The 18,454-nt window shown below is 71.0% G+C and carries 17 protein-coding genes; 4 read left to right on the top strand and 13 right to left on the bottom strand.

Annotation, left to right across the window (positions count from 1 at the left end):
- Nucleotides 1-75: 75 nt before the first annotated feature.
- Nucleotides 76-420, top strand: coding sequence for a winged helix-turn-helix transcriptional regulator (locus tag OHA72_RS28210; protein ID WP_327010815.1), 345 nt, complete (start codon nucleotides 76-78; stop codon nucleotides 418-420).
- Here OHA72_RS28210 and OHA72_RS28205 read toward each other — a convergent pair.
- The 3 genes from OHA72_RS28205 to OHA72_RS28195 all read right to left on the bottom strand — a co-directional run bounded on the left by OHA72_RS28205 (nucleotide 410) and on the right by OHA72_RS28195 (nucleotide 8,048).
- Complete coding sequence (locus OHA72_RS28205; protein ID WP_327010814.1) at nucleotides 410-2,887, bottom strand: glycogen/starch/alpha-glucan phosphorylase; 2,478 nt, start codon at nucleotides 2,885-2,887, stop codon at nucleotides 410-412. The genes OHA72_RS28210 and OHA72_RS28205 overlap by 11 nt on opposite strands.
- Before the next feature lie 1,432 nt (nucleotides 2,888-4,319).
- Entirely contained in the window at nucleotides 4,320-5,234 is a 915-nt protein-coding gene (locus OHA72_RS28200) for an MHYT domain-containing protein (protein ID WP_327010813.1), read from the bottom strand.
- 99 nt (nucleotides 5,235-5,333) lie between these two features.
- A complete protein-coding gene (locus OHA72_RS28195) occupies nucleotides 5,334-8,048 on the bottom strand; it encodes a DEAD/DEAH box helicase (RefSeq protein WP_327010812.1) in 2,715 nt (904 codons plus the stop codon).
- Nucleotides 8,049-8,069: 21 nt separating this feature from the next.
- On the opposite strand from OHA72_RS28195, the gene OHA72_RS28190 reads away from it, so the two are divergent.
- A complete protein-coding gene (locus OHA72_RS28190; RefSeq protein ID WP_327010811.1) occupies nucleotides 8,070-8,810 on the top strand; it encodes an HAD family hydrolase in 741 nt (246 codons plus the stop codon).
- A 111-nt stretch (nucleotides 8,811-8,921) separates the two neighbouring features.
- Entirely contained in the window at nucleotides 8,922-9,296 is a 375-nt protein-coding gene (locus tag OHA72_RS28185; protein WP_327010810.1) for an Hsp20/alpha crystallin family protein, read from the top strand.
- Here the strand turns inward: OHA72_RS28185 and OHA72_RS28180 are convergent.
- The 6 genes from OHA72_RS28180 to OHA72_RS28155 form a co-directional block, all read right to left on the bottom strand.
- Nucleotides 9,293-10,180, bottom strand: coding sequence for a diacylglycerol kinase (locus OHA72_RS28180; protein ID WP_327011680.1), 888 nt, complete (start codon nucleotides 10,178-10,180; stop codon nucleotides 9,293-9,295). The genes OHA72_RS28185 and OHA72_RS28180 overlap by 4 nt on opposite strands.
- A 487-nt stretch (nucleotides 10,181-10,667) precedes the next feature.
- Entirely contained in the window at nucleotides 10,668-11,570 is a 903-nt protein-coding gene (gene tatC, locus OHA72_RS28175) for a twin-arginine translocase subunit TatC (protein WP_327011679.1), read from the bottom strand.
- A gap of 83 nt (nucleotides 11,571-11,653) precedes the next feature.
- Nucleotides 11,654-11,920: a Sec-independent protein translocase subunit TatA gene (gene tatA / locus OHA72_RS28170; RefSeq protein ID WP_327010809.1), complete on the bottom strand. Its 267-nt coding sequence runs from the start codon at nucleotides 11,918-11,920 to the stop codon at nucleotides 11,654-11,656.
- Nucleotides 11,921-12,115: 195 nt separating this feature from the next.
- The gene (locus OHA72_RS28165) at nucleotides 12,116-12,400 is read right to left on the bottom strand and encodes a hypothetical protein (protein ID WP_327010808.1); all 285 of its coding nucleotides are present in this window, start codon (nucleotides 12,398-12,400) and stop codon (nucleotides 12,116-12,118) included.
- A gap of 56 nt (nucleotides 12,401-12,456) precedes the next feature.
- Nucleotides 12,457-13,422, bottom strand: a complete 966-nt coding sequence (locus OHA72_RS28160) for a helix-turn-helix transcriptional regulator (protein WP_327010807.1) — start codon at nucleotides 13,420-13,422, stop codon at nucleotides 12,457-12,459.
- On the bottom strand, nucleotides 13,419-14,438 hold the full coding sequence (locus OHA72_RS28155; RefSeq protein ID WP_327010806.1) for a helix-turn-helix transcriptional regulator: 1,020 nt from the start codon (nucleotides 14,436-14,438) through the stop codon (nucleotides 13,419-13,421). Before OHA72_RS28155 ends, OHA72_RS28160 begins: the two co-directional genes overlap by 4 nt.
- 105 nt (nucleotides 14,439-14,543) lie before the next feature.
- Between OHA72_RS28155 and OHA72_RS28150 the strand changes: the two genes are divergently transcribed.
- The gene (locus tag OHA72_RS28150; RefSeq protein ID WP_327010805.1) at nucleotides 14,544-15,650 is read left to right on the top strand and encodes a DUF3866 family protein; all 1,107 of its coding nucleotides are present in this window, start codon (nucleotides 14,544-14,546) and stop codon (nucleotides 15,648-15,650) included.
- On the opposite strand, the gene OHA72_RS28145 is transcribed toward OHA72_RS28150, so the two are convergent.
- Genes OHA72_RS28145 through OHA72_RS28130 form a run of 4 tightly spaced genes read right to left on the bottom strand, consistent with a single transcriptional unit; the run spans nucleotide 15,612 to nucleotide 18,427 of the window.
- On the bottom strand, nucleotides 15,612-16,196 hold the full coding sequence (locus OHA72_RS28145; RefSeq protein WP_327010804.1) for a hypothetical protein: 585 nt from the start codon (nucleotides 16,194-16,196) through the stop codon (nucleotides 15,612-15,614). The two genes, OHA72_RS28150 and OHA72_RS28145, sit on opposite strands and share 39 nt — an antisense overlap.
- Nucleotides 16,193-16,408, bottom strand: coding sequence for a hypothetical protein (locus OHA72_RS28140; protein WP_327010803.1), 216 nt, complete (start codon nucleotides 16,406-16,408; stop codon nucleotides 16,193-16,195). Before OHA72_RS28140 ends, OHA72_RS28145 begins: the two co-directional genes overlap by 4 nt.
- Nucleotides 16,409-16,433: 25 nt before the next feature.
- On the bottom strand, nucleotides 16,434-17,792 hold the full coding sequence (gene pafA, locus OHA72_RS28135) for a Pup--protein ligase (RefSeq protein WP_327010802.1): 1,359 nt from the start codon (nucleotides 17,790-17,792) through the stop codon (nucleotides 16,434-16,436).
- Between the two features lie 35 nt (nucleotides 17,793-17,827).
- Nucleotides 17,828-18,427 carry a dTDP-4-dehydrorhamnose 3,5-epimerase family protein gene (locus tag OHA72_RS28130; RefSeq protein ID WP_327010801.1) on the bottom strand — a complete coding sequence of 200 codons (600 nt, stop codon included), beginning with the start codon at nucleotides 18,425-18,427 and terminating at the stop codon, nucleotides 17,828-17,830.
- Between the last annotated feature and the right edge of the window lie 27 nt (nucleotides 18,428-18,454).

The following is an 18,454-nucleotide window of genomic DNA, read 5'->3' as shown; positions in this document are numbered from 1 at the left end:
CTCCGACTGCCACGCCACGGTAGGCGGGCCGATGCACACCACACGGTGTGCGTCGGGACGGGCAGGATGGCAGCCATGTACACCGCCGACTGCCGGGCGCGGGTCGCCTTCGAGGTCCTGGCCAACCGCTGGGACAGCGTCGTGGTCTTCACCCTCGCCGACTGCGGCCCGGCCCGCCCGCGGGTGCTCGCCGAGCGCATCGGCGGGATCGGGCCGAAGGTCCTCAACGACGCGCTGCGCCGCCTGGAGTGCAACGGCCTCGTGCAGCGACGCCGGTACGCCGAAGCGCCGCCCCGCGTCGACTACGAGCTGACGGAGGCCGGGGCGGCGCTGCTGGAGCCGATGCGGGCGATGGGCGCCTGGGCGTTGCGGTACGGCGACGCGGTCCTCGAAGCGCAGGAGCGTCACGCTAGGAACTGACGCGGACCGGGTCCACCTTCCAGATCTGCTCGCAGTACTCGCGGACCGTGCGGTCGGAGGAGAAGAAGCCGCACCGGGCGGTGTTCAGGATCGACATCCTGGTCCAGCGCTCGGTGTCCGTCCACACCTCGGCGACCGTGTCCTGGCAGTCGACGTACGCCCGGTAGTCGGCCAGGGCCATGTACTCGTCGCGGCCGAGCATCGCGTCGACGATCGGGGCGAACACGCTGCGCTCGCCCTTCGCGAACGTGCCCGACGCGATCGTGTCCACGGCCAGGCGCAGCTCGAAATCGGACTCGTAGTAGGACCGCGGCGAGTACCCGGACCGCCGCAGTGCGGCCGCGGCCGGCGCGTCCATCCCGAACAGGAAGAAGTTGTCGGCGCCGACCCGGTCGCGGATCTCGATGTTGGCGCCGTCGAGGGTACCGATGGTGAGTGCGCCGTTGAGGGCGAGTTTCATGTTGCCGGTCCCGGACGCCTCCTTGCCGGCCAGGGAGATCTGCTCCGACAGGTCCGCGGCCGGGATGACGAACTGTGCCTTCGTCACGTTGTAGTCCGGCGGGAACACCACCTTCAGGTGCCGGGCGAGCACCGGGTCGGTGTTGACCACGTCCGCCACGGCGTTGACGAGCTGGATCAGCAGCTTCATCGCGTGGTACCCCGGCGCCGCCTTCCCCCCGAACAGCACCGTGCGCGGCACGTAGGTCGCCTGCGGGTCGGCCCTGATCCGGTTGACCATCGTGATCACGTGCAGGAGCTTCAGCTGCTGCCGCTTGTACTCGTGGAACCGCTTGATCATCACGTCGGCGAGGGCGCCGGGGTCGATGAGGACGCCGGTGGAGCGCTCGACGGCGGCCTCGAGCTCGACCTTGTTCTGCCGCTTGACGTCACGCCACGCGGCGCGGAACGCGGGGTCGTCGGCGGCCGTGCCGAGCCCGTGCAGCCGCTCCAGGTCCGTGAGCCACCCCTCGTCGCCGAGCGTGTCGGTGATCAGCGTCGACAGCCGGGGGTTGGCCATGCGCATGAACCGCCGCGGGGTGACGCCGTTGGTGACGTTGTGGAACCGCTCCGGCCACAGCGTCGCGAAGTCGTGCAGCGTCGTCTCGGCGAGCAGCTTCGTGTGCAGCTCCGCGACCCCGTTGACGGCCGTGCTGCCGATGACCGCCAGATGCGCCATGCGGACCCGCCGCTCGTCCCCCTCCTGGATGATCGACATGCGGCGCAGCACGTCCACGTCGCCCGGGTACGCCGCCCGCACCTCCTCCAGGAAGAAGTGGTTGATCGCGTAGATGATCTCCATGTGCCGGGGCAGGAGCCGCTCCAGAAGCGGCACCGGCCACGTCTCCAGGGCCTCCGGCAGCAGCGTGTGGCACGTGTAGTTGAACGTCCGGCGGGTGATCGTCCACGCCTCGTCCCACCCGACCCCGTGCTCGTCGACGAGCAGCCGCATCAGCTCGGTGATCGCCATGACCGGGTGCGTGTCGTTGAGCTGGATCACCACCTTGTCGGCGAACCCCTCCCAGCCGCTGTTGCGCAGCCGGTACCGCCGGATGATGTCCCGCAGCGAGCACGCGACGAGGAAGTACTGCTGCTTGAGCCGCAGCTCCCGCCCCAGCTCGGTGCTGTCGTCCGGGTAGAGCACCTTGCTGATGTTCTCGGCCTTCACGATGTCGTCGACGGCCTCCACGTACTGCCCGACCCCGAACCGCGCCAGGTCGAACGACTCGCGACTGGCCCGCGCCTGCCACAGCCGGATGATGTTCACGGTCTGCGTGCCGTACCCGGGCACGAGCATGTGGCTCGGCTCGCCCCGCACCGTCTCCCCCGGCACCCAGTGCTTCTTCAGCCCGGTCGGGTCCTTCGGATCGGGCGCCGTCGAGCCGTAGAAGCCGACCAGCTGCCGGTCGTCCGGGGCGGGGAACTCCCACGGGTTGCCGTAGAACGTCCAGTCGTCGGGCCGCTCGACCTGCCTGCCGTCGCGGAACGTCTGCTTGAAGATGCCGAACTCGTAGCGGATCCCGTAGCCGACGGCCGGGATGTCCAGCGTGGCCATGGAGTCCAGCAGGCATGCCGCCAGCCGTCCGAGCCCGCCGTTGCCGAGGCCGGGCTCGACGTCGTACACCTCGAGCGCCTCGAGCGACACCCCGAGATCCTCGGCGATCGGCCTGACCCAGCGTTCGGTGTCGGTGTACAGCAGGTTCTGCCGCAACTGCCGCCCGAGCAGATACTCCGCCGACAGGTAGTAGACGAACCTGGGGTTGGCCGCGTAGTGCGCCGCCGCGGTGCGCGCATACCGATCGACGAGCCGATCCCGCACGGTCACCGCCAGGGTGTGAAACCCGTCGGGCCCGCTGGCCGACTCGATCGTCGTGCCACGCTGGTAGTAGAGGTTGGATATCAGGTCCCGCTCGAAGTCCTCGAGCGAGTCGCCGACAGTGCGCCTGAGTCGGGGCCTTGCCTCGGTCACCCGCCAAGTATCCGCCAGCCGATCACCCCGCAGCGACTGTCTCCCGAGATCTCACCACTCCGCCCGGCTGCAGGGGCACATAATCCCACTTTATGCAGTTTCATTACCACATGATCCTCTCCGCATGCCTGTCTCGGTGGTCACGGAGCAACGATCGGCACCGATGACCGAGGCACGCCAGGCGTCGGAGGCCGATCTTCGCCGCACGATCGCGTCCGCCTTCGCAGTGCCTGTGTCCAGCCATCGACTCCATCACGGGAGCGGGCAGTTTCGATCTTGCTGCCGTGATCGAAGTCGCCCAGTGGCCGTCCACACGGCCGGCCCGCGACTTCGATCAAAAGCAAGATCTACTCCCGGGATGAGCAAAACCACAAAGAGCCCAAACCCGGACATCAACAGGTGGGCGCGGGCCGTCGCAACACATCGGCCCGGACGGCGGCGGTTGGCCCGGTACGCACGGTGGGCGCTTTGTGGCGATTTGCTCCGCGAGGTCAGCATGGCTCCATGCAGATGGCTGGCCGCAGCCGAAGGACGAACAGCGACCGCGTTGGCGGCGGGCGTCCGCGCCGTCGTCGGCGCAGGCCGAGACGCCCGGCCAAGCCCGGGGGCAGCCAGGACGCCGTCGGAGCCGCCACGGACGACCACACCGGCAACACCGGCAACACCGGCAACACCGGCAACAACGCTGCCATCGGGCGGAAGACCGGCGGCAGCGGAGGAGCGGGGTCAGCGGCCGCGTTGGCGGCGGGCGTCCGCGCCGTCGTCGGCGCAGGCCGAGACACCTGGCCGAAGCCCGGGGCGGCCAGGATGCTGTCGGAGCCGCCACGGACGACCACACCGGCAACACCTGCAACACCTGCAACAACGCTGCCATCGGGCGGAAGACCGGCGGCAGCGGAGGGCGAGCGGGGTCAGCGGCCGCGTTGGCGGCGGGCGTCCGCGACGCCGTCGGCGCAGGCCGAGACACCTGACCAAAACCCAGGGCAGCCAAGATCATGTCGGAGCCGCCACGGACGACCACACCGGCAACACCTGCAAACAGCGCTGCCACCGAGCGGAAAGACCGGCGGCACCGGAGGAGCAGGGTCAGCGGCCGCGTTGGCGGCGGGCGTCCGCGACGCCGTCGGCGCAAGCCGAGACACCTGACCAAAACCCAGGGCAGCCAAGATGCCGCCGGCGACCACACCCGCGGCAACACCTGGAAACAGCACTGCCGCCGGGCGAAAGGGCCGGCAGCGGAGGGCGAGCAGGGGGTCAGCGACCGCGTTGGCGGCGGGCGTCCGCGGACGCCGTCGGTGCAGGCCGAGGCGCTGGCCAAAAGCCTGGGGCAGCCAGGATGCTGCCGGAGCCACCGCGGACGACCACACCGGCAACGCCTGGAAACAGCGCTGCCGCCGGGCAGAAGGCCGGCGGCAGCGGAGTGCGAGCGGGGTCAGCGGCCGCGTTGGCGGCGGGCGTCGGCGATGCCGTTGGCGGCGCGGGCTGAGAAGGCCTGGCCGGTGCCGGGGGCGGCGGGGGTGGTGTTGGAGCCGCCGCCGAAGACCGGGCCGGCGGTGGCGGTGCGGAGGGCCTCGCCGGCGGCGATCTTGTCGCGGACCGCGGCGGCCTCGGCCTGCTCGCGCTCCGAGGGGACGGCCATCACGGCGCTGGCGAGGGCGATGACCACGACCAGGACGAACAGGACGATCGGGGCGAGGAACCAGTTGACGTCGACGCCGGGGACCGTGGCGATGTTGTCGGTGGTGATGTTGACGTGCATGGCGGCCATGCCGGTGTAGTGCATGCCGCAGACGGCGACGCCCATCACCGCGGCCGCCGCGATGGTGGCGGGGATGCCGCGGACCACGACGGTGAACCAGAGGGCAACGGTCGCGGCGACGACCGCGATGGCGTAGGAGCCGTAGAAGAGGTTGCTCTGGTAGTCGAACGAGCCGTTGATCTGCATCGCGGCCATGCCGGTGTAGTGCATGAAGGCGACGGAGACGCCGGTGATCGGGCCGCCGATGAGGACCTTCGCGATCGACGGCTTGCCCAGGCCGACGATGAACAGGCCGATGCCGACCATGATCACGGCGATGAAGAAGCTCGCGACGGTCATGCCGACGTCATAGCGCAGCGGCGAACCGGTCACGCTGAAGCCGATCATGGCCATGAAGTGCATGACCCAGATGCCGGTGCCGCCGATCGCCCACGCGGCCAGAACCAGCAGCCACGCTCGGCGGCGGGTGTCTGTAGCGGCACGGGCACGGGCCGTGCTCACCAGACCGAGGAGGGAACCCAGGAACGACATCGCGTACGCGAAGATCGGGGTGATCGGACCGTACGTGAAGTGGTGCAGCTCTCCCACGATGCTTCCTCCCGCGCCGGAAACGCCCTACCGGCGAGAGCATCATTGCGGATCCAAACGAATTTTTCTAATCCGATGGGGTGAAAAATCGCTGCGTGATCACGCCATGACGCTGTACGCCAGAACGCCGCGGGTCATGGCGGCCATCGCCTGGCGGGCGGTGCGGCGCACGGTGTCGGAGGCGCCGGGTGCGTCGGCGAGTTGCCCGAGCAGGTCGAGGACCTGGCGGGACCAGCGCACGAAGTCCCCGGCGGGCATGTCGCCTTCCAGTCCGTGCACGCTGCCGAGCACCTTGGTGAGGGATTCGCCGCGGGCCCACCGGTACACCGGCCAGACGAAGCCCAGGTCCAGCTCCCGGGTCAGTTGCAGGCCCCGCGAGTCTTCGTCCTCGCGCACCTCGGACCACAGCTGCAGGGTGGCGTCGATGGCGTCGGAGACCTCGCCACGCGGGATGGAGGCGCGGTCGTCGGACTCGCGGCGGGCCTCGTAGACCAGGACGCTGGCGGCGGCGGCGAGGTCGGCGGCGCCGAGCTTGTCCCACACGCCCTTGCGCAGGCACTCGGCGACGAGCAGATCCGTCTCGGACCAGATGCGGGCCAGCATCCGGCCGGCGTCGGTGACGGTGCCGCCGGCGGAGAGGTACCCGCGGTCGGTGAGCAGGCCGCAGACCCGGTCGAACGTGCGGGCCAGCGAGCCGGTGCGGTTGGCGACCTTGCCGCGCAGCGCCTCCGTGTCGCGCTCCAGGCGCCACCGGCGCTCCGCCCAGCGGGCGTGCTCCTCACGCTCCGGGCACTGGTGGCAGGGGTGCCGGCGCATCGAGGCGCGCAGCTGGTCCAGCTCGTGGTCGTCCACGACCGCGGACTTCCGTGCCCGCCCGCGGGAGGGCGGGTCCAGGTCGAGGCGGCGCAGCTGCGCGGCGAGGTCGCGGCGGTCCTGGGCGGAGCGGTAGTTGAACTGCTTGGGGACCCTGACCCGGCCGAGGGACTCGACGGCGGCGGTGAAGTCGGCGCCGGAGATGCGCCCGGCCCAGCGGTCCTCGGTGAGCACGAGCGGGCGGGGCTCGCCGAAGCCGCGGCCGCCGACGCCCGGGTCGATGATGATCGCGAGGCCGGCCCGGCGGCCGGTGGGCACCCGGATGACGTCGCCGGGGCGCAGCCGCTCCAGGGACTCCAGGGCCGCCGCGCGGCGCTGCTGGACGCCCTGCCGGGCGATGGCGCGCTCCCGCTCGGCGATGGCGACCCGGAAGCCGAAGTACTCGTCGAAGTCGCCGAGGTGGCAGGTGGTCTCCGCGCCGTAGGTGGCGATGGTGTCGACGTTGCGCTGCACCTGCCGAGCCAGCCCGACCACCGAGCGGTCCGCCTGGAACTGGGCGAACGAACTCTCCAGCAGCTCCCTGGCCTCGGGTACGCCGACGCTGCCGACGAGGTTCACCGCCATGTTGTACGACGGCCGGAAGCTCGACTTGAGCGGATACGTGCGGGTGGAGGCGAGCCCGGCCACGTGCCGCGGGTCGAGTTCCGGCGCCCAGACCACGACCGCGTGACCCTCGACGTCGATCCCGCGGCGCCCGGCGCGGCCGGTCAGCTGGGTGTACTCCCCCGGGGTCAGGTCGACGTGCGCCTCGCCGTTGTACTTGACGAGCCGTTCCAGGACGACGCAGCGGGCCGGCATGTTGATGCCGAGCGCGAGGGTCTCCGTGGCGAAGACGGCCTTCACCAGGCCGCGGACGAACAGCTCCTCCACGACCTCCTTGAACGCCGGCAGCATCCCGGCGTGGTGCGCGGCGAGGCCCCGCTCGAGGCCGTCGAGCCACTCCCAGTACCCCAGGACCTGCAGGTCCTCGCTGGGGATGTGCTTGGTGCGGGACTCGACGATGGTGCGGATCTCGACCCGCTCGTCGGGCGCGGTGAGGCGCAGCCCGCCGGCGAGGCACTGCTGGACGGCGGCGTCGCACCCTGCGCGGCTGAAGATGAACAGGATCGCCGGCAGCAGCCCCTCCCGGTCGAGGCGCTCGACGATCTCCGGGCGGTAGGGGCCCTTGCGCCGCCCGTTGCGGTTGCCGGCCAGTTCGGCGCGGCGCAGCATTTCGCGGTGGTACCGCAGCAGCTCCGGATGCACGTCGTGCTTCTGTGCCGCCTCGGCGTCGTGGAACAGGTCGAACATCCGCCGATCGATCAGCATGTGCTGCCACAGCGGCACCGGCCGGTGCTCGCTGACCACGACCGTGGTCTCGCCCCGCACGGTGACGAGCCAGTCGGCGAACTCCTCCGCGTTGGACACGGTCGCGGAGAGGGAGACCAGCGTCACCGACTCCGGCAAGTGGATGATCACCTCTTCCCAGACCGCGCCACGGAACCGGTCGGCGAGGTAGTGCACCTCGTCCATGACCACGAAGGAGAGGCCCTCGAGGGTCGCTGAGCCGGCGTACAGCATGTTGCGCAGGACCTCGGTGGTCATGACCACCACGGGCGCGTCACCGTTGATCGCGTTGTCGCCGGTGAGCAGGCCGACGCGCTCGGCGCCGTAGCGCTGGACGAGGTCGTTGTACTTCTGGTTCGACAGTGCCTTGATGGGCGTCGTGTAGAAACACTTGCGTCCCTGCCGCAACGCCAGGTGGACGGCGAACTCGCCGACGACGGTCTTGCCGGCACCGGTCGGCGCGCACACCAGCACACCCGTGCCGCGCTCCAGGGCGTCGCACGCCTCGGCCTGGAACGGATCGAGCACGAAGTCCAGCTCGTCGACGAAGTCGGTCAGCGCAGGACGCTCAGCCCGCCTCTGGGCCGCTTCGTACCGCTCGGCGGGGGTGGTCATGACCCCAAGGCTAGGCGAAAGATGCCCGGATCCGCTCATGGGTATCGTGCTGGCGTGCCGGAAAGCGCTGAACCACCAAGTACATGGCGGCCCGTCGAGGCCGTGCTCCTGGATTTCCACGGGACGATCGCGCAGGTGGAGGACCCCGTCAGGTGGGTGACGTCAGCGGCCTCGAGCCTCGGCGCCACCCTGGACCGGGGCCGGGCCACCGTGCTCGCCGACCGGCTCACGACCGCGGGCCGGGCCGGCGGGCCGAAGCCGCACCGGGTGCCGGCGCACCTCGCCGAGGTCTGGGCCGACCGGGACCTGTCCATGCAGGCGCACCGGGCCGCGTACTCCGGACTCGCCGCCACCGTTGACGCCGACCTGGCCGAGGCCCTCTACGACCGGCTGCTCATCGCCGACGGCTGGCAGCTGTACGCCGACACCATCCCCACCCTGCAGGCGCTGCGTGCGCGTGGCGTACCGGTCGCGGTGGTCTCCAACATCGGCTTCGACCTGCGCGACCTGGCCGCCCAGCTGGGCTTCGCCGACCTGGTCGACGAGTTCGTGCTCTCCTACGAGGTCGGCCGCTGCAAGCCGGATCCGGCGATCTTCTGGAAGGCGTGCGCGGCGCTGCGCACCGACCCGGAGCGGACCCTGATGGTCGGTGACAGCCCCGCGGACGCCGGCGCCGCCGCGGCCGGCTGCAGCGTCCTTGTCCTGCCTGAGAGTGACCCTGGCAAGGTTCACGGCCTCAGCGCGGTGCTGCGCCTGCTTTAAATGTTGCCGTCGGTGGGAACCACTGTCGCAACACCGCCTGTGCGCTTGTCGGCTCCCCGCCAGGCGGCGACAGTGCAGAGACACAGACCGTTGACTTCCCGGAGGATCATCATGCCGTTAAGCCGCTGGAACCCGTCGGACGCCCTCGCCCGCATCGAGTCCGAGGTGGACAACGCCGCGTCCCACGCCCATTCAGCCTCAGTCAACACCAGCACCGACGGCGACGACCTCGTCATCACCGTCGACGGCGTCGACCCGTCCGACGTCCACGTCCAGGTCTCCGGCGGCCGCCTCACGATCAAGGGCGGCGGCGGTACCAGCACCTCGGAGCACCGTTCCGAGGGCGGCGCGACGTTCAGCTCCAGCTCGTCGAGCTCCAGCTCGTTCAGCCGCAGCTTCTCCCTGCCCGACGGCGTCACCGAGTCCGACGTCTCCACCACCCCGTCCGCCAACGGCGTCACGGTGCGGATCCACAACGCCGCCTAACCGATCAGCCGCAGCGCGCCTGGCACACAGGTGATCGTCACGGGGAGCGGGCAGATCCGCTCCCCGTCGGCGTATGCGGTGACCCCTTCGGCGGCCAGTTCGACGGTCGTGGCCCGGAACGTCGACACCCGCGGGTCGAGCACGTGGGTCCCCTTGAACACCTTCGGCCGCAGCCGCATCAGGGTGCCCCGGCCGAGCGGCTCGGCGACGACCACGTCGAGCAGTCCGTCCGTGGGGTCGGCGCCGGGCACGATCCGGAAGCCGCCGCCGTAGCTTTCGGTGTTGCCGATCGCGACCAGCACCGAGTCGAAGGCGCGCTGTTTGCCGTCGAGGCTCATGGTGTACCGCCGGCTGCGCAACGCCAGCAGCTCCGCGACGATGGCGAGGTTGTAGCGCTGCGGGCCGCGTGGCCAGCGCATGCGGTTGGCCCGCTCGTTGACGAACGCGTCGAACCCGGCGGCCATGACCGCCCCGAACCACGCCGTCGTCCCGTCTGCCCCTTGGACGCGCGCGAGGTCCACATCTCTTGTTCCCACGCCGGCCGCGATCGCGTCCGCGGCCTGGAGCGTGTCCCCGGGCAGTCCGAGCCTGACCGCGAAGTCGTTGCCGGTGCCGGCGGGCACGATCCCGAACGGCGCCCCGGTCCCGGCGACCGCCTGCAGGCCGAGGTGGACCGTGCCGTCGCCGCCCATCGCCACCACGGCCCTGCCCTCGGCGACGGCCGCCTTGCCCTGCTCGACCATGCCGTCGCGGGTGCCGGCGGTGACCACGTCGACGGTGTGCCCGCCGGCCCGCAGCCGCGTCACGACCTCTGGCAGCAGTGCGGCCTTGCGCCCTTTACCGGCGGTCGGGTTGGCGAGCAACGCAATGTTCACGCGCTGGATGCTAGGGCCTGCACCGGGCCGCGAACAGCACCCCGCCGCCGCGCACGACGTCTCGTGATCACGGAACTTCGCGGGCCTGGGCCACCGCCGAAGTTCCGTGATCCCGGAGACGGGCATGCGCCGTTCCTGCTGCCGTGATCGAAGTCGCCGATCTTCAGTCCACCGCTTGATCGAAGGACGCCCGTGGTCGCCGGGGTGGCCACTGCTGTCCTTTGATCACGCCCGCAAGATCGTCCGGCGGCACCGAACCGCGGCCACCGGCAGGAAACTCCCATGCGCGGGCCACCACCCCGCGGCTGCGCCGCGGCCAGCCGTCCGGGCGGCCAGCCCGCGACTTCGATCTGAAAGGTCCGCTCCCAGCGCGGGGCAACCCCGCGAAGAGCTCCAGACTGGACACCGGCTGACGAGCGCTCGCGGTTCGGCGCCTGGACAGCACCGCGCCCGCCGGGCTTTCGCTGCGGCGGGCGCGGTGACGGTCGCTTCTTGGTCAGGTGATGTCGTCGTAGCGGCTGTCGAGGGACCTGGGTCGCTCCACCGGGGTCGGACCGTCCACGGGGGTCGGCGCCTCCACGGGGTCGTAGCCGCCGACGGAGGTCGCGGCGGCGACGGGCTCCGGCGTGTAGTCGTCGAGCGAGGAGATCTCGTCGTCGGCGACGTCGGCGTAGACGGAGCGGTTGCGGCCCTTGCGCCTGTCGTTGATGAGCGCAACGCCGACCGCGGCGAAATACAGCAGCGACATCGCCACCGCCAGGCCCGACATGGTGAACGGGTCCGGGGTCGGGGTCGCAACGGCGGCGAAGGCGAAGAAGATGAACACGACGGTGCGCCACCAGCCGAGCAGTTTGCGCCCGCTGAGCACACCGGCGAAGTTGAGCATCATCGCGACCAGCGGGAACTCGAACGCGACGCCGAACACCAGCATGCCGGTGGTGATGAAGTTGACGTAGCGCGTGATGTCCAGCGAGGTGTGGACGACGTCCTCTTCAGGCAGCAGGTATTCCAGGCCGTGACCGAGCGCGAACCAGGCGAGGAACGCGCCGAGCGCGAACAGCGGTGCCGCGATCGAGATGAAGATGTAGGCATATTTGCGCTCGTGGCGGTGCAGGCCGGGAGCGATGAACGCCCACAGCTGATACATCCACCAGGGCGCCGTGATGAGCAGGCCCAGCCAGAGGCCGACCTTCAGCTCGAGCATGAAGAAGTCCGCCACGCCCAGCTGCACGAAGTCGCACTCGCGGCCGCGGGACTTCATCACCTTGCAGACCGGCTGCTGAACCAGCACGATCGCCCGGTCGGCCAGCCAGTAACCGATGCCGAACCCGAAGACCAGGCCGAGACACGCCTTGAAAAGGCGGCTGCGCAGCTCCCGCAGGTGCTCCATGAGGGTCATGGAGCCGTCTGCGGCGCGTTCGAACTGCGACGGCGCCTTGTTGCGGCGCCGCCCGGCGAGGATGCTCACGACGCTCTAGTGCCTCAGCGCTCGTGAACGCGGTTGACGGGGTCGACGGTCGGCGCGGGCGACGGCTTGTTGTCGTCGATCGTGCCGGACAGCGGCGCGCGACCCGACTGGGCCTCGGCCTTGGCGTCGACGTCGTCGTCGGCGAGACCCTTCGTCTCTGCCTTGATGATGCGCAGCGATCGACCCAGCGACCGCGCCGCGTCGGGCAGACGCTTGGCGCCGAACAGCAGGATCAGCACCACCACCAGCACGATGATGTGCCACGGCTTGAGTGCACCCATGTGAAGCCACCTCACAGTCTTGTATTGCCCGACCCATCGTACTGGTGACATCGGGTGACGGGCAGAGGCCGGGTTGCGGGAAGGGGTCCGGCCGCTGAAGTCCTGACGAGTGTTGACGCTGGACTGCCCGATCGTCAACCATCCGTCCGGACAAAGGCGTTAATTGCCCGGTTGATCCGCCAAGTTTCTTAACTGTTACCTGGTGGCGGGGCGCTGATCAGCGTCTTCGAGCTCGCCGCGGCGCGCCTGGATGATCAGTGCCTGCTCCTGCATGGCTTCCAGGCGGGGCTGCATCGCCTCCGCGGTCTGCTGCAGGCGGGCCAGATGGGGCTGCAGTCGCTTCTCGCCGTCGAGAAGGCGCCGCTGCAGCGACAGTGCGGTGTTACCGAACTGACGCACTCGCGCCGCCGTCGACATCACGGCCACGCCGAGGACGATGAGCGAGAGCAGGACGATGCCGCCCGAGATCCACCAGAGCACGCACCGACCTTAGTCCACCCCGATCCTCCCAGCAGCGCGGCGCACGGCAGCCGGGCTCAGGGCAGGGCGGGCACCGGGGCGTCGTAGGCGGCCAGGGCGGCCCGGGCCGTGTCGGCGACCGACGCGACCAGCTCCGGCGGCGACACCACCGACACCTCGGCGCCGAGGCCGAGCACCATCCTGCGGGCCCAGTCCAGGTCCGAGGCGCGCAGCGAGACCGTCCAGTGCTCCCCAGGCCCCCGCACGACCTCCTCGCACGGGTACTGCTCGGTGATCCACCGGGCGCCCCGGCCGACCCGCAGCGTGATCAGCGGCAGGTCGGGCGTGGGGCGGAAGAGGGTGCCGGTGCGCGTGTCGGTCGGCTGGGCCTGGACGGGCACGCGGGCGGGCTCATCCAGCTCGGTGGACGCGTCGATGCGGTCGACGCGGAACAGCCGGACCGCCAGGGCACGGCGGCACCATGCCTCCAGGTAGGCCCAGCGGCCGACGACGAGGACCCGCATCGGGTCGACGACGCGCTCGGAGGTCTCGTCGCGGGTCGCTGTGTAGTACGTGATACGCAGCGCGTGGCGGCGCTCGACGGCGCCGCGGAGCTCTTCGAGGCGGTCGGCGTTGCCGGGCAGGCGGACGGCGACGGGCGCGTCGGCAAGGTCGCCGGCCGCGTGCTCGATCTTGGCGAGGGCACGGTGGACGCCGTCGCGCTGGGCGACGCCGGGGGTCTCGGCGAGCATGCGCAGCGCGACGATGAGCGCGAGGGCCTCGTCGGGCGTGAGGCGCAGCGGCCGGTCGATGCCTGCGTCGTAGGTGACGGTGACGCCGTCGCCGATGAACGCCATGTCGATCAGGTCGCCTGGGCCGTAGCCGGGCAGGCCGCACAGCCACAGCAGCTCGAGGTCGTCGCGGAGCTGCCGCTCGGTGATGTCGTGGTCGGACGCCGCCTCGGCGAGCGTGATGCCGGGCCGGGCCTGCAGATACGGCACCAGGTTGAGCAGCCGGCCGAGCCGGTCCACGGAGTTGGTCATACCGCCACCTCGGTCCGGTCCGGCGAGGCGACGTCGGGCCCGGTGAACGACGGCGCGCCGGCGACGATCGCCTTGAGCCGCTTGACGACCTCCTCGCGCAGCTCCGGCGGGTCGAGCACGACGACGTCGGCGCCGTAGCCGACCAGCCAGCCGGCGAAGAAGTCGACGTCGGCGTAGCGCAGCATGAGCCGGTCGCCCCCGGGGCCGGGCACGCACGTCTCCGCCCAGCGGCGCACCCCCGCGGCGCGGCCGGGCCGCACGAGGACGGTGGCGCGGCTGGTGCGCTCGACCGGGCCGCTGGTCTTCGCGACGTAGGCGATCAGGTCGACCTTCGGCGGCTCGTAGGCTCCGCGCCGGCCGACCCGGCGGATGCCGCTGACGATCCGGGACAGCCGGAAGCAGCGCTCCGCGCCGCGCTCCAGGTCGTGGCCGACGACATACCACCGGCCGCGCCAGCACACGACGCCCCACGGCTGGAGCTTGCGGGTGCGGGCGGCGTCGCGCTCGGGCACGTGGTAGTCGAAGGTGACCGCCTGCCGGTCGCGGACGGCGGCGGTGAGCGGCTCGAACGCCGGGTCGACGGTGACGACGGCCTCGACGCCGAGGGTCGCGTGCGGGTCGACGTCGATGCCGCCGGCGCGCAGTTTCGCCAGCCCCGACGAGGCGGCGGCGGCAAGACCGGTCTGCTGCCAGAGCCGCGCGGCGATGCCGACGGCGGCCGCCTCGTCCGGCGCGAGCGGGATGTCGGGCAGCGCGTATTCACGGCGGGCGATGCGGTAGCCGGGCTCGTTGTCCCACACCGACGGCGTGCCGATCTCCAGGGGCACGCCGAGCTCGCGCAGCTCGGCCTTGTCCCGCTCGAACTTGCGCTGGAACGCCTCGTGGTCGCGCTCGTCCTCGGGGTCGTGCTCGTAGCCGGGCACGATCGTGGCGATCTGACCGGCGGTCAGGAAGCGGCGCGTCGAGAGCAGGCAGATCACCAGATTGACCAGGCGCTCGGTTCGGATGCGCGACACGCCAGCGAACCTACCAGCCCGAACGCCCAAATGGCGTCGCCCACTCGGTGACCGAACGTAGCGTCACAGCGCGAACACGGGAAGCTGACGCGATAGGTTGTGCCGATGATCCGCTGGCGCTGGGGGACGGTCGTCGCGCCCCGCACTTCGTGGCACGGCAGCGTCGAGGTCCAGGTGGCCGTGGACGCGCGCCGGCCGGACGATCCGGAGCAGGTGCGCGCCCTGGCCCATCCGGCGCTGGTCGGCACGCCGCAGGTCGGTGACCGGGTGCTGCTCAACGTCAACGCGCTCGCGTTGGGCCTGGGCACCGGGGGGTACGCCTTGATCGTCGCCATTCCGGATCGCCTGCCGGACGACGTCGACGTTCCTGGACACGTGGTCAAGGCGCGCTACACGCCGTTGCAGGCGGTCGTCCTGGCCGCCGACGAGGAGGCGTCACCGCTGCGCGCGGCCCTCGTCGACAGGACCGACGTCTCGGGTATGCCGGTGGTGATCGCCGACCTGCACTCGGCGCTGCCCGCCATCCTCGCCGGGGTCCTCGCCGACCGGCCGGACGCCAGGGTCGCGTACGTGATGACCGACGGCGGCGCGCTGCCGGCCTGGTTCTCCCGCACCCTGGACGCGTTGCGCCCGCTGCTCGCCGGCACGGTCACCACCGGCCAGGCGTTCGGCGGCGACCTGGAGTCGACCAACGTGCACAGCGGCCTGCTCGCCGCCCGCCACGGTCTCGGCGCCGACCTGGCGATCGTCACCCAGGGCCCGGGCAACCTGGGCACCGGCACGTCGTGGGGCTTCTCCGGGGTCGCCGCGGGCGAGGCGGTCAACGCGGTCGCGGCGCTGGCCGGCCGGCCGGTCGCCGCGCCCCGCATCTCCGACGCGGACCCCCGGCCCCGGCACCGCGGGGTGTCGCACCACAGCATGACCGCGTTCGGGCGGGTCGCCCTCGCGCCGGCGGACCTGGTCGTGCCGTCGGATCTGCCGGCCGGCCTTTCGCTGGACGTACACGAGAAGCTGCGGAAGATCTGCCCGCCGCACAGGATCGTGACGGCCCCGTCGCAGGATCTGGAGCAGGCGTTGCTGGCCCTGCCGGTGAAGCTGTCGACGATGGGGCGCGGCTACGCCGAGGACCGGGCCTACTTCCTCAGCGCGGCGGCCGCCGGGCGGGTCGCCGCGTCAGGCCTTGGCGAGCGCGGCGTTGGCGACGGACTGTAGCTGGCCGAGGTGGTTGGCGTCGGGTGCGGCGGCGGCGACCAGGTAGACCGCGACGATCGCCTTGCCCCGGCGGGCCAGCAGCGTCTTGGTCTTGTCACTGAGCGCGGCCTCACCGACGCCGCCGACGGCCTCGAGGGACTTGATCGTCGTCCAGAGCTTCTGCGACTGGGCCGCGTCGGGGAACGTCAGCGCGACCACGGTGACCTGGTCGCCGCCGCCGTTGCCGAACGGGCACATCCGGGCGCGGGCGTTGAGGCCGAGGCTCTGCACCGCCTGGCCGTACTGCGCGACCGCGGCGGCGCCGTCACCCGCGCTGGCCTGCACGGACAGCCCGGTGGCCTTCTGCACCTGGGCGGCGGTGACCAGGCCCTGGCAGCCGTCGGAGTTGACGACCGGCGGGAGGCTCGGCGAGGGCAGCGGCAGCGCCTGCGCCTCGCCGGTGGCGGTGGGCGCGACGGGCATCGGGGTGCGGCGCTCCCCGTCGTCGGTGCAGCCGGCGAGCAGCATCAGGGCGGCCGCGCCGATCGCGGCCTTCTTCAGGATCATGAGAACACCGCCAGCGCGGTCACGGCGGCGATGATGAGCACCAGGATGAGCGCAAGGACCCAGGTCGGGATCGCCGGGCCGTCGGTGCGGTTGCGCTCGATCTCCTCGCGGATGCGCTGCAACCGGCGGCCGTGCCGGTTGGACCGCGGCTTGTCCGGGTTGTCACTCGCCTTGGGCTTGGGGGCGGGCTGGCCGGCGGGAATGTCATCCATAGCGCCGGCCAGCCTAACCCAACGTTCACATACTGGCGATGAGCCGGTCGACGCGCTCGTCGTAGGCCCGGAACGGGTCCTTGCACAGCACGGTGCGCTGCGCCTGGTCGTTGAGCTTCAGGTGGACCCAGTCGACGGTGAAGTCGCGGCGGCGCTCCTGCGCGTGCCGGATGAACTCACCGCGCAGGCGGGCCCGCGTGGTCTGCGGCGGGGTCTCCTTGGCCTCGAAGATGTCGAGGTCGGTGGCGACCCGGTCGACCTTGCCGCGGCGCTCGAGCAGGCCGTAGAGCCCCCGGCCGCGGCGCAGGTCGTGGTAGGCGAGGTCCATCTGCGCGACCCGCGGGTGAGACAGCGGCAGGTCGTGCTTGCTCTGGTAGCGCTCGATCAGACCGAGCTTGGTGACCCAGTCGATCTCCCGCTCGACCTCCTTGAGGTTGCCGCTCTCCACGGCGCTGAGGACCCGGCCCCACAGCTCCATGACCCGCTTGGTCGCCGCGTCGGCGCCGCGCCGGTCGAGGAACTCGGTGGCCTTGTCGTAGTACTCCTGCTGGATCTCCAGCGCGCTGACCTCCTTGCCGCTGGCCAGGCGGACCCGCCGGCGGCCGGTGATGTCGTGGGACACCTCCCGGATCGCGCGGATCGGGTTCTCCAGCGACAGGTCGCGCATGGCGACGCCGGCCTCGATCATCCGCAGCACGATGTCGGCGGTGCCGACCTTGAGCAGCGTGGTGACCTCGTTCATGTTGGAGTCGCCGACGATGACGTGCAGGCGCCGGTACCGCTCGGCGTCGGCGTGCGGCTCGTCGCGGGTGTTGATGATCGGGCGGGACCGGGTGGTCGCCGAGGAGACGCCCTCCCAGATGTGCTCGGCGCGCTGCGACAGGCAGTAGACGGCGCCGCGCGGGGTCTGCAGCACCTTGCCGGCGCCGCAGATGAGCTGGCGGGTGACCAGGAACGGAATCAGGATGTCGGCGAGACGTCCGAACTCGCCATGGCGGCTGACCAGGTAATTCTCGTGGCAGCCATACGAGTTGCCGGCGGAGTCGGTGTTGTTCTTGAACAGGTAGATCTCGCCCGCGATCCCCTCGTCGTGCAGCCGGCGCTCAGCGTCGACCAGCAGGCCTTCGAGGATCCGCTCGCCGGCCCGGTCGTGCACGACCAGGTCGGGCACCGAGTCACACTCGGGCGTCGCGTATTCCGGGTGGGAGCCGACATCCAGATAGAGGCGCGCGCCGTTTCGCAGGAACACGTTGCTGGAACGGCCCCACGATACGACGCGCCGGAACAGATAGCGGGCGACCTCGTCGGGTGACAGGCGGCGCTGTCCCCGATAGGTGCACGTGACCCCGTATTCGGTCTCAAGGCCGAAAATTCGCCGGTCCATGTAGGAACATTAGCCGCCTGAACGCCGATCCGACCCTATTGCGTGCCCAGACTTTGCCTGTATGCCTCGCAGGTGGCGAAGTCAGGCAGCCGCCCGCCGTCGCGCATTTCCGCGAACGACGGCGCGACGGCGTCCCTGGCGGACAGCTGCGGGTCGTCGACGGGCCACACGATGCCGAGGTCCGGGTCGAGCGGGTGGATGCCGTGCTCCCCCGTCGGGTTGTAGCTCTCGGAGCACAGGTAGGTGATCGTGGCGTCGTCGGTGAGCGCGCAGAACCCGTGCCCGAGGCCCTCGCTGAGGTAGAGGGCCCGGCGGTCGACGTCGTCGAGCTGCACGCCCTCCCAGCGGCCGAATGTCGGGGATCCGACCCGGATGTCGACGACGACGTCGAGCACTGCGCCCCTGGTGCAGGTGACGTACTTCGCCTGGCCCGGCGGCACGTCGGCGAAGTGGATGCCCCGCACGACCCCTCGCGCGGACACCGACAGGTTGCCCTGCGCCAGCCGCAGCGGGTGGCCGACCTCGGCGCTGAGCTGCTCGAATCGGTAGAACTCCAGGAACAGCCCGCGGGGATCGCCGTGCTGCACCGGGGTGATCTCCCAGGCACCGGCGATCGACAGCTGTCGGAACTTCACGTGTGCGGCCCCACCCGTCGCGATGTC

It is taken from the genome of Dactylosporangium sp. NBC_01737, assembly GCF_035963215.1.
Taxonomy (GTDB): domain Bacteria; phylum Actinomycetota; class Actinomycetes; order Mycobacteriales; family Micromonosporaceae; genus Dactylosporangium.
Note: the sequence above shows the minus strand (reverse complement) of the source record. Positions and strands in the feature narration are given on the sequence as shown.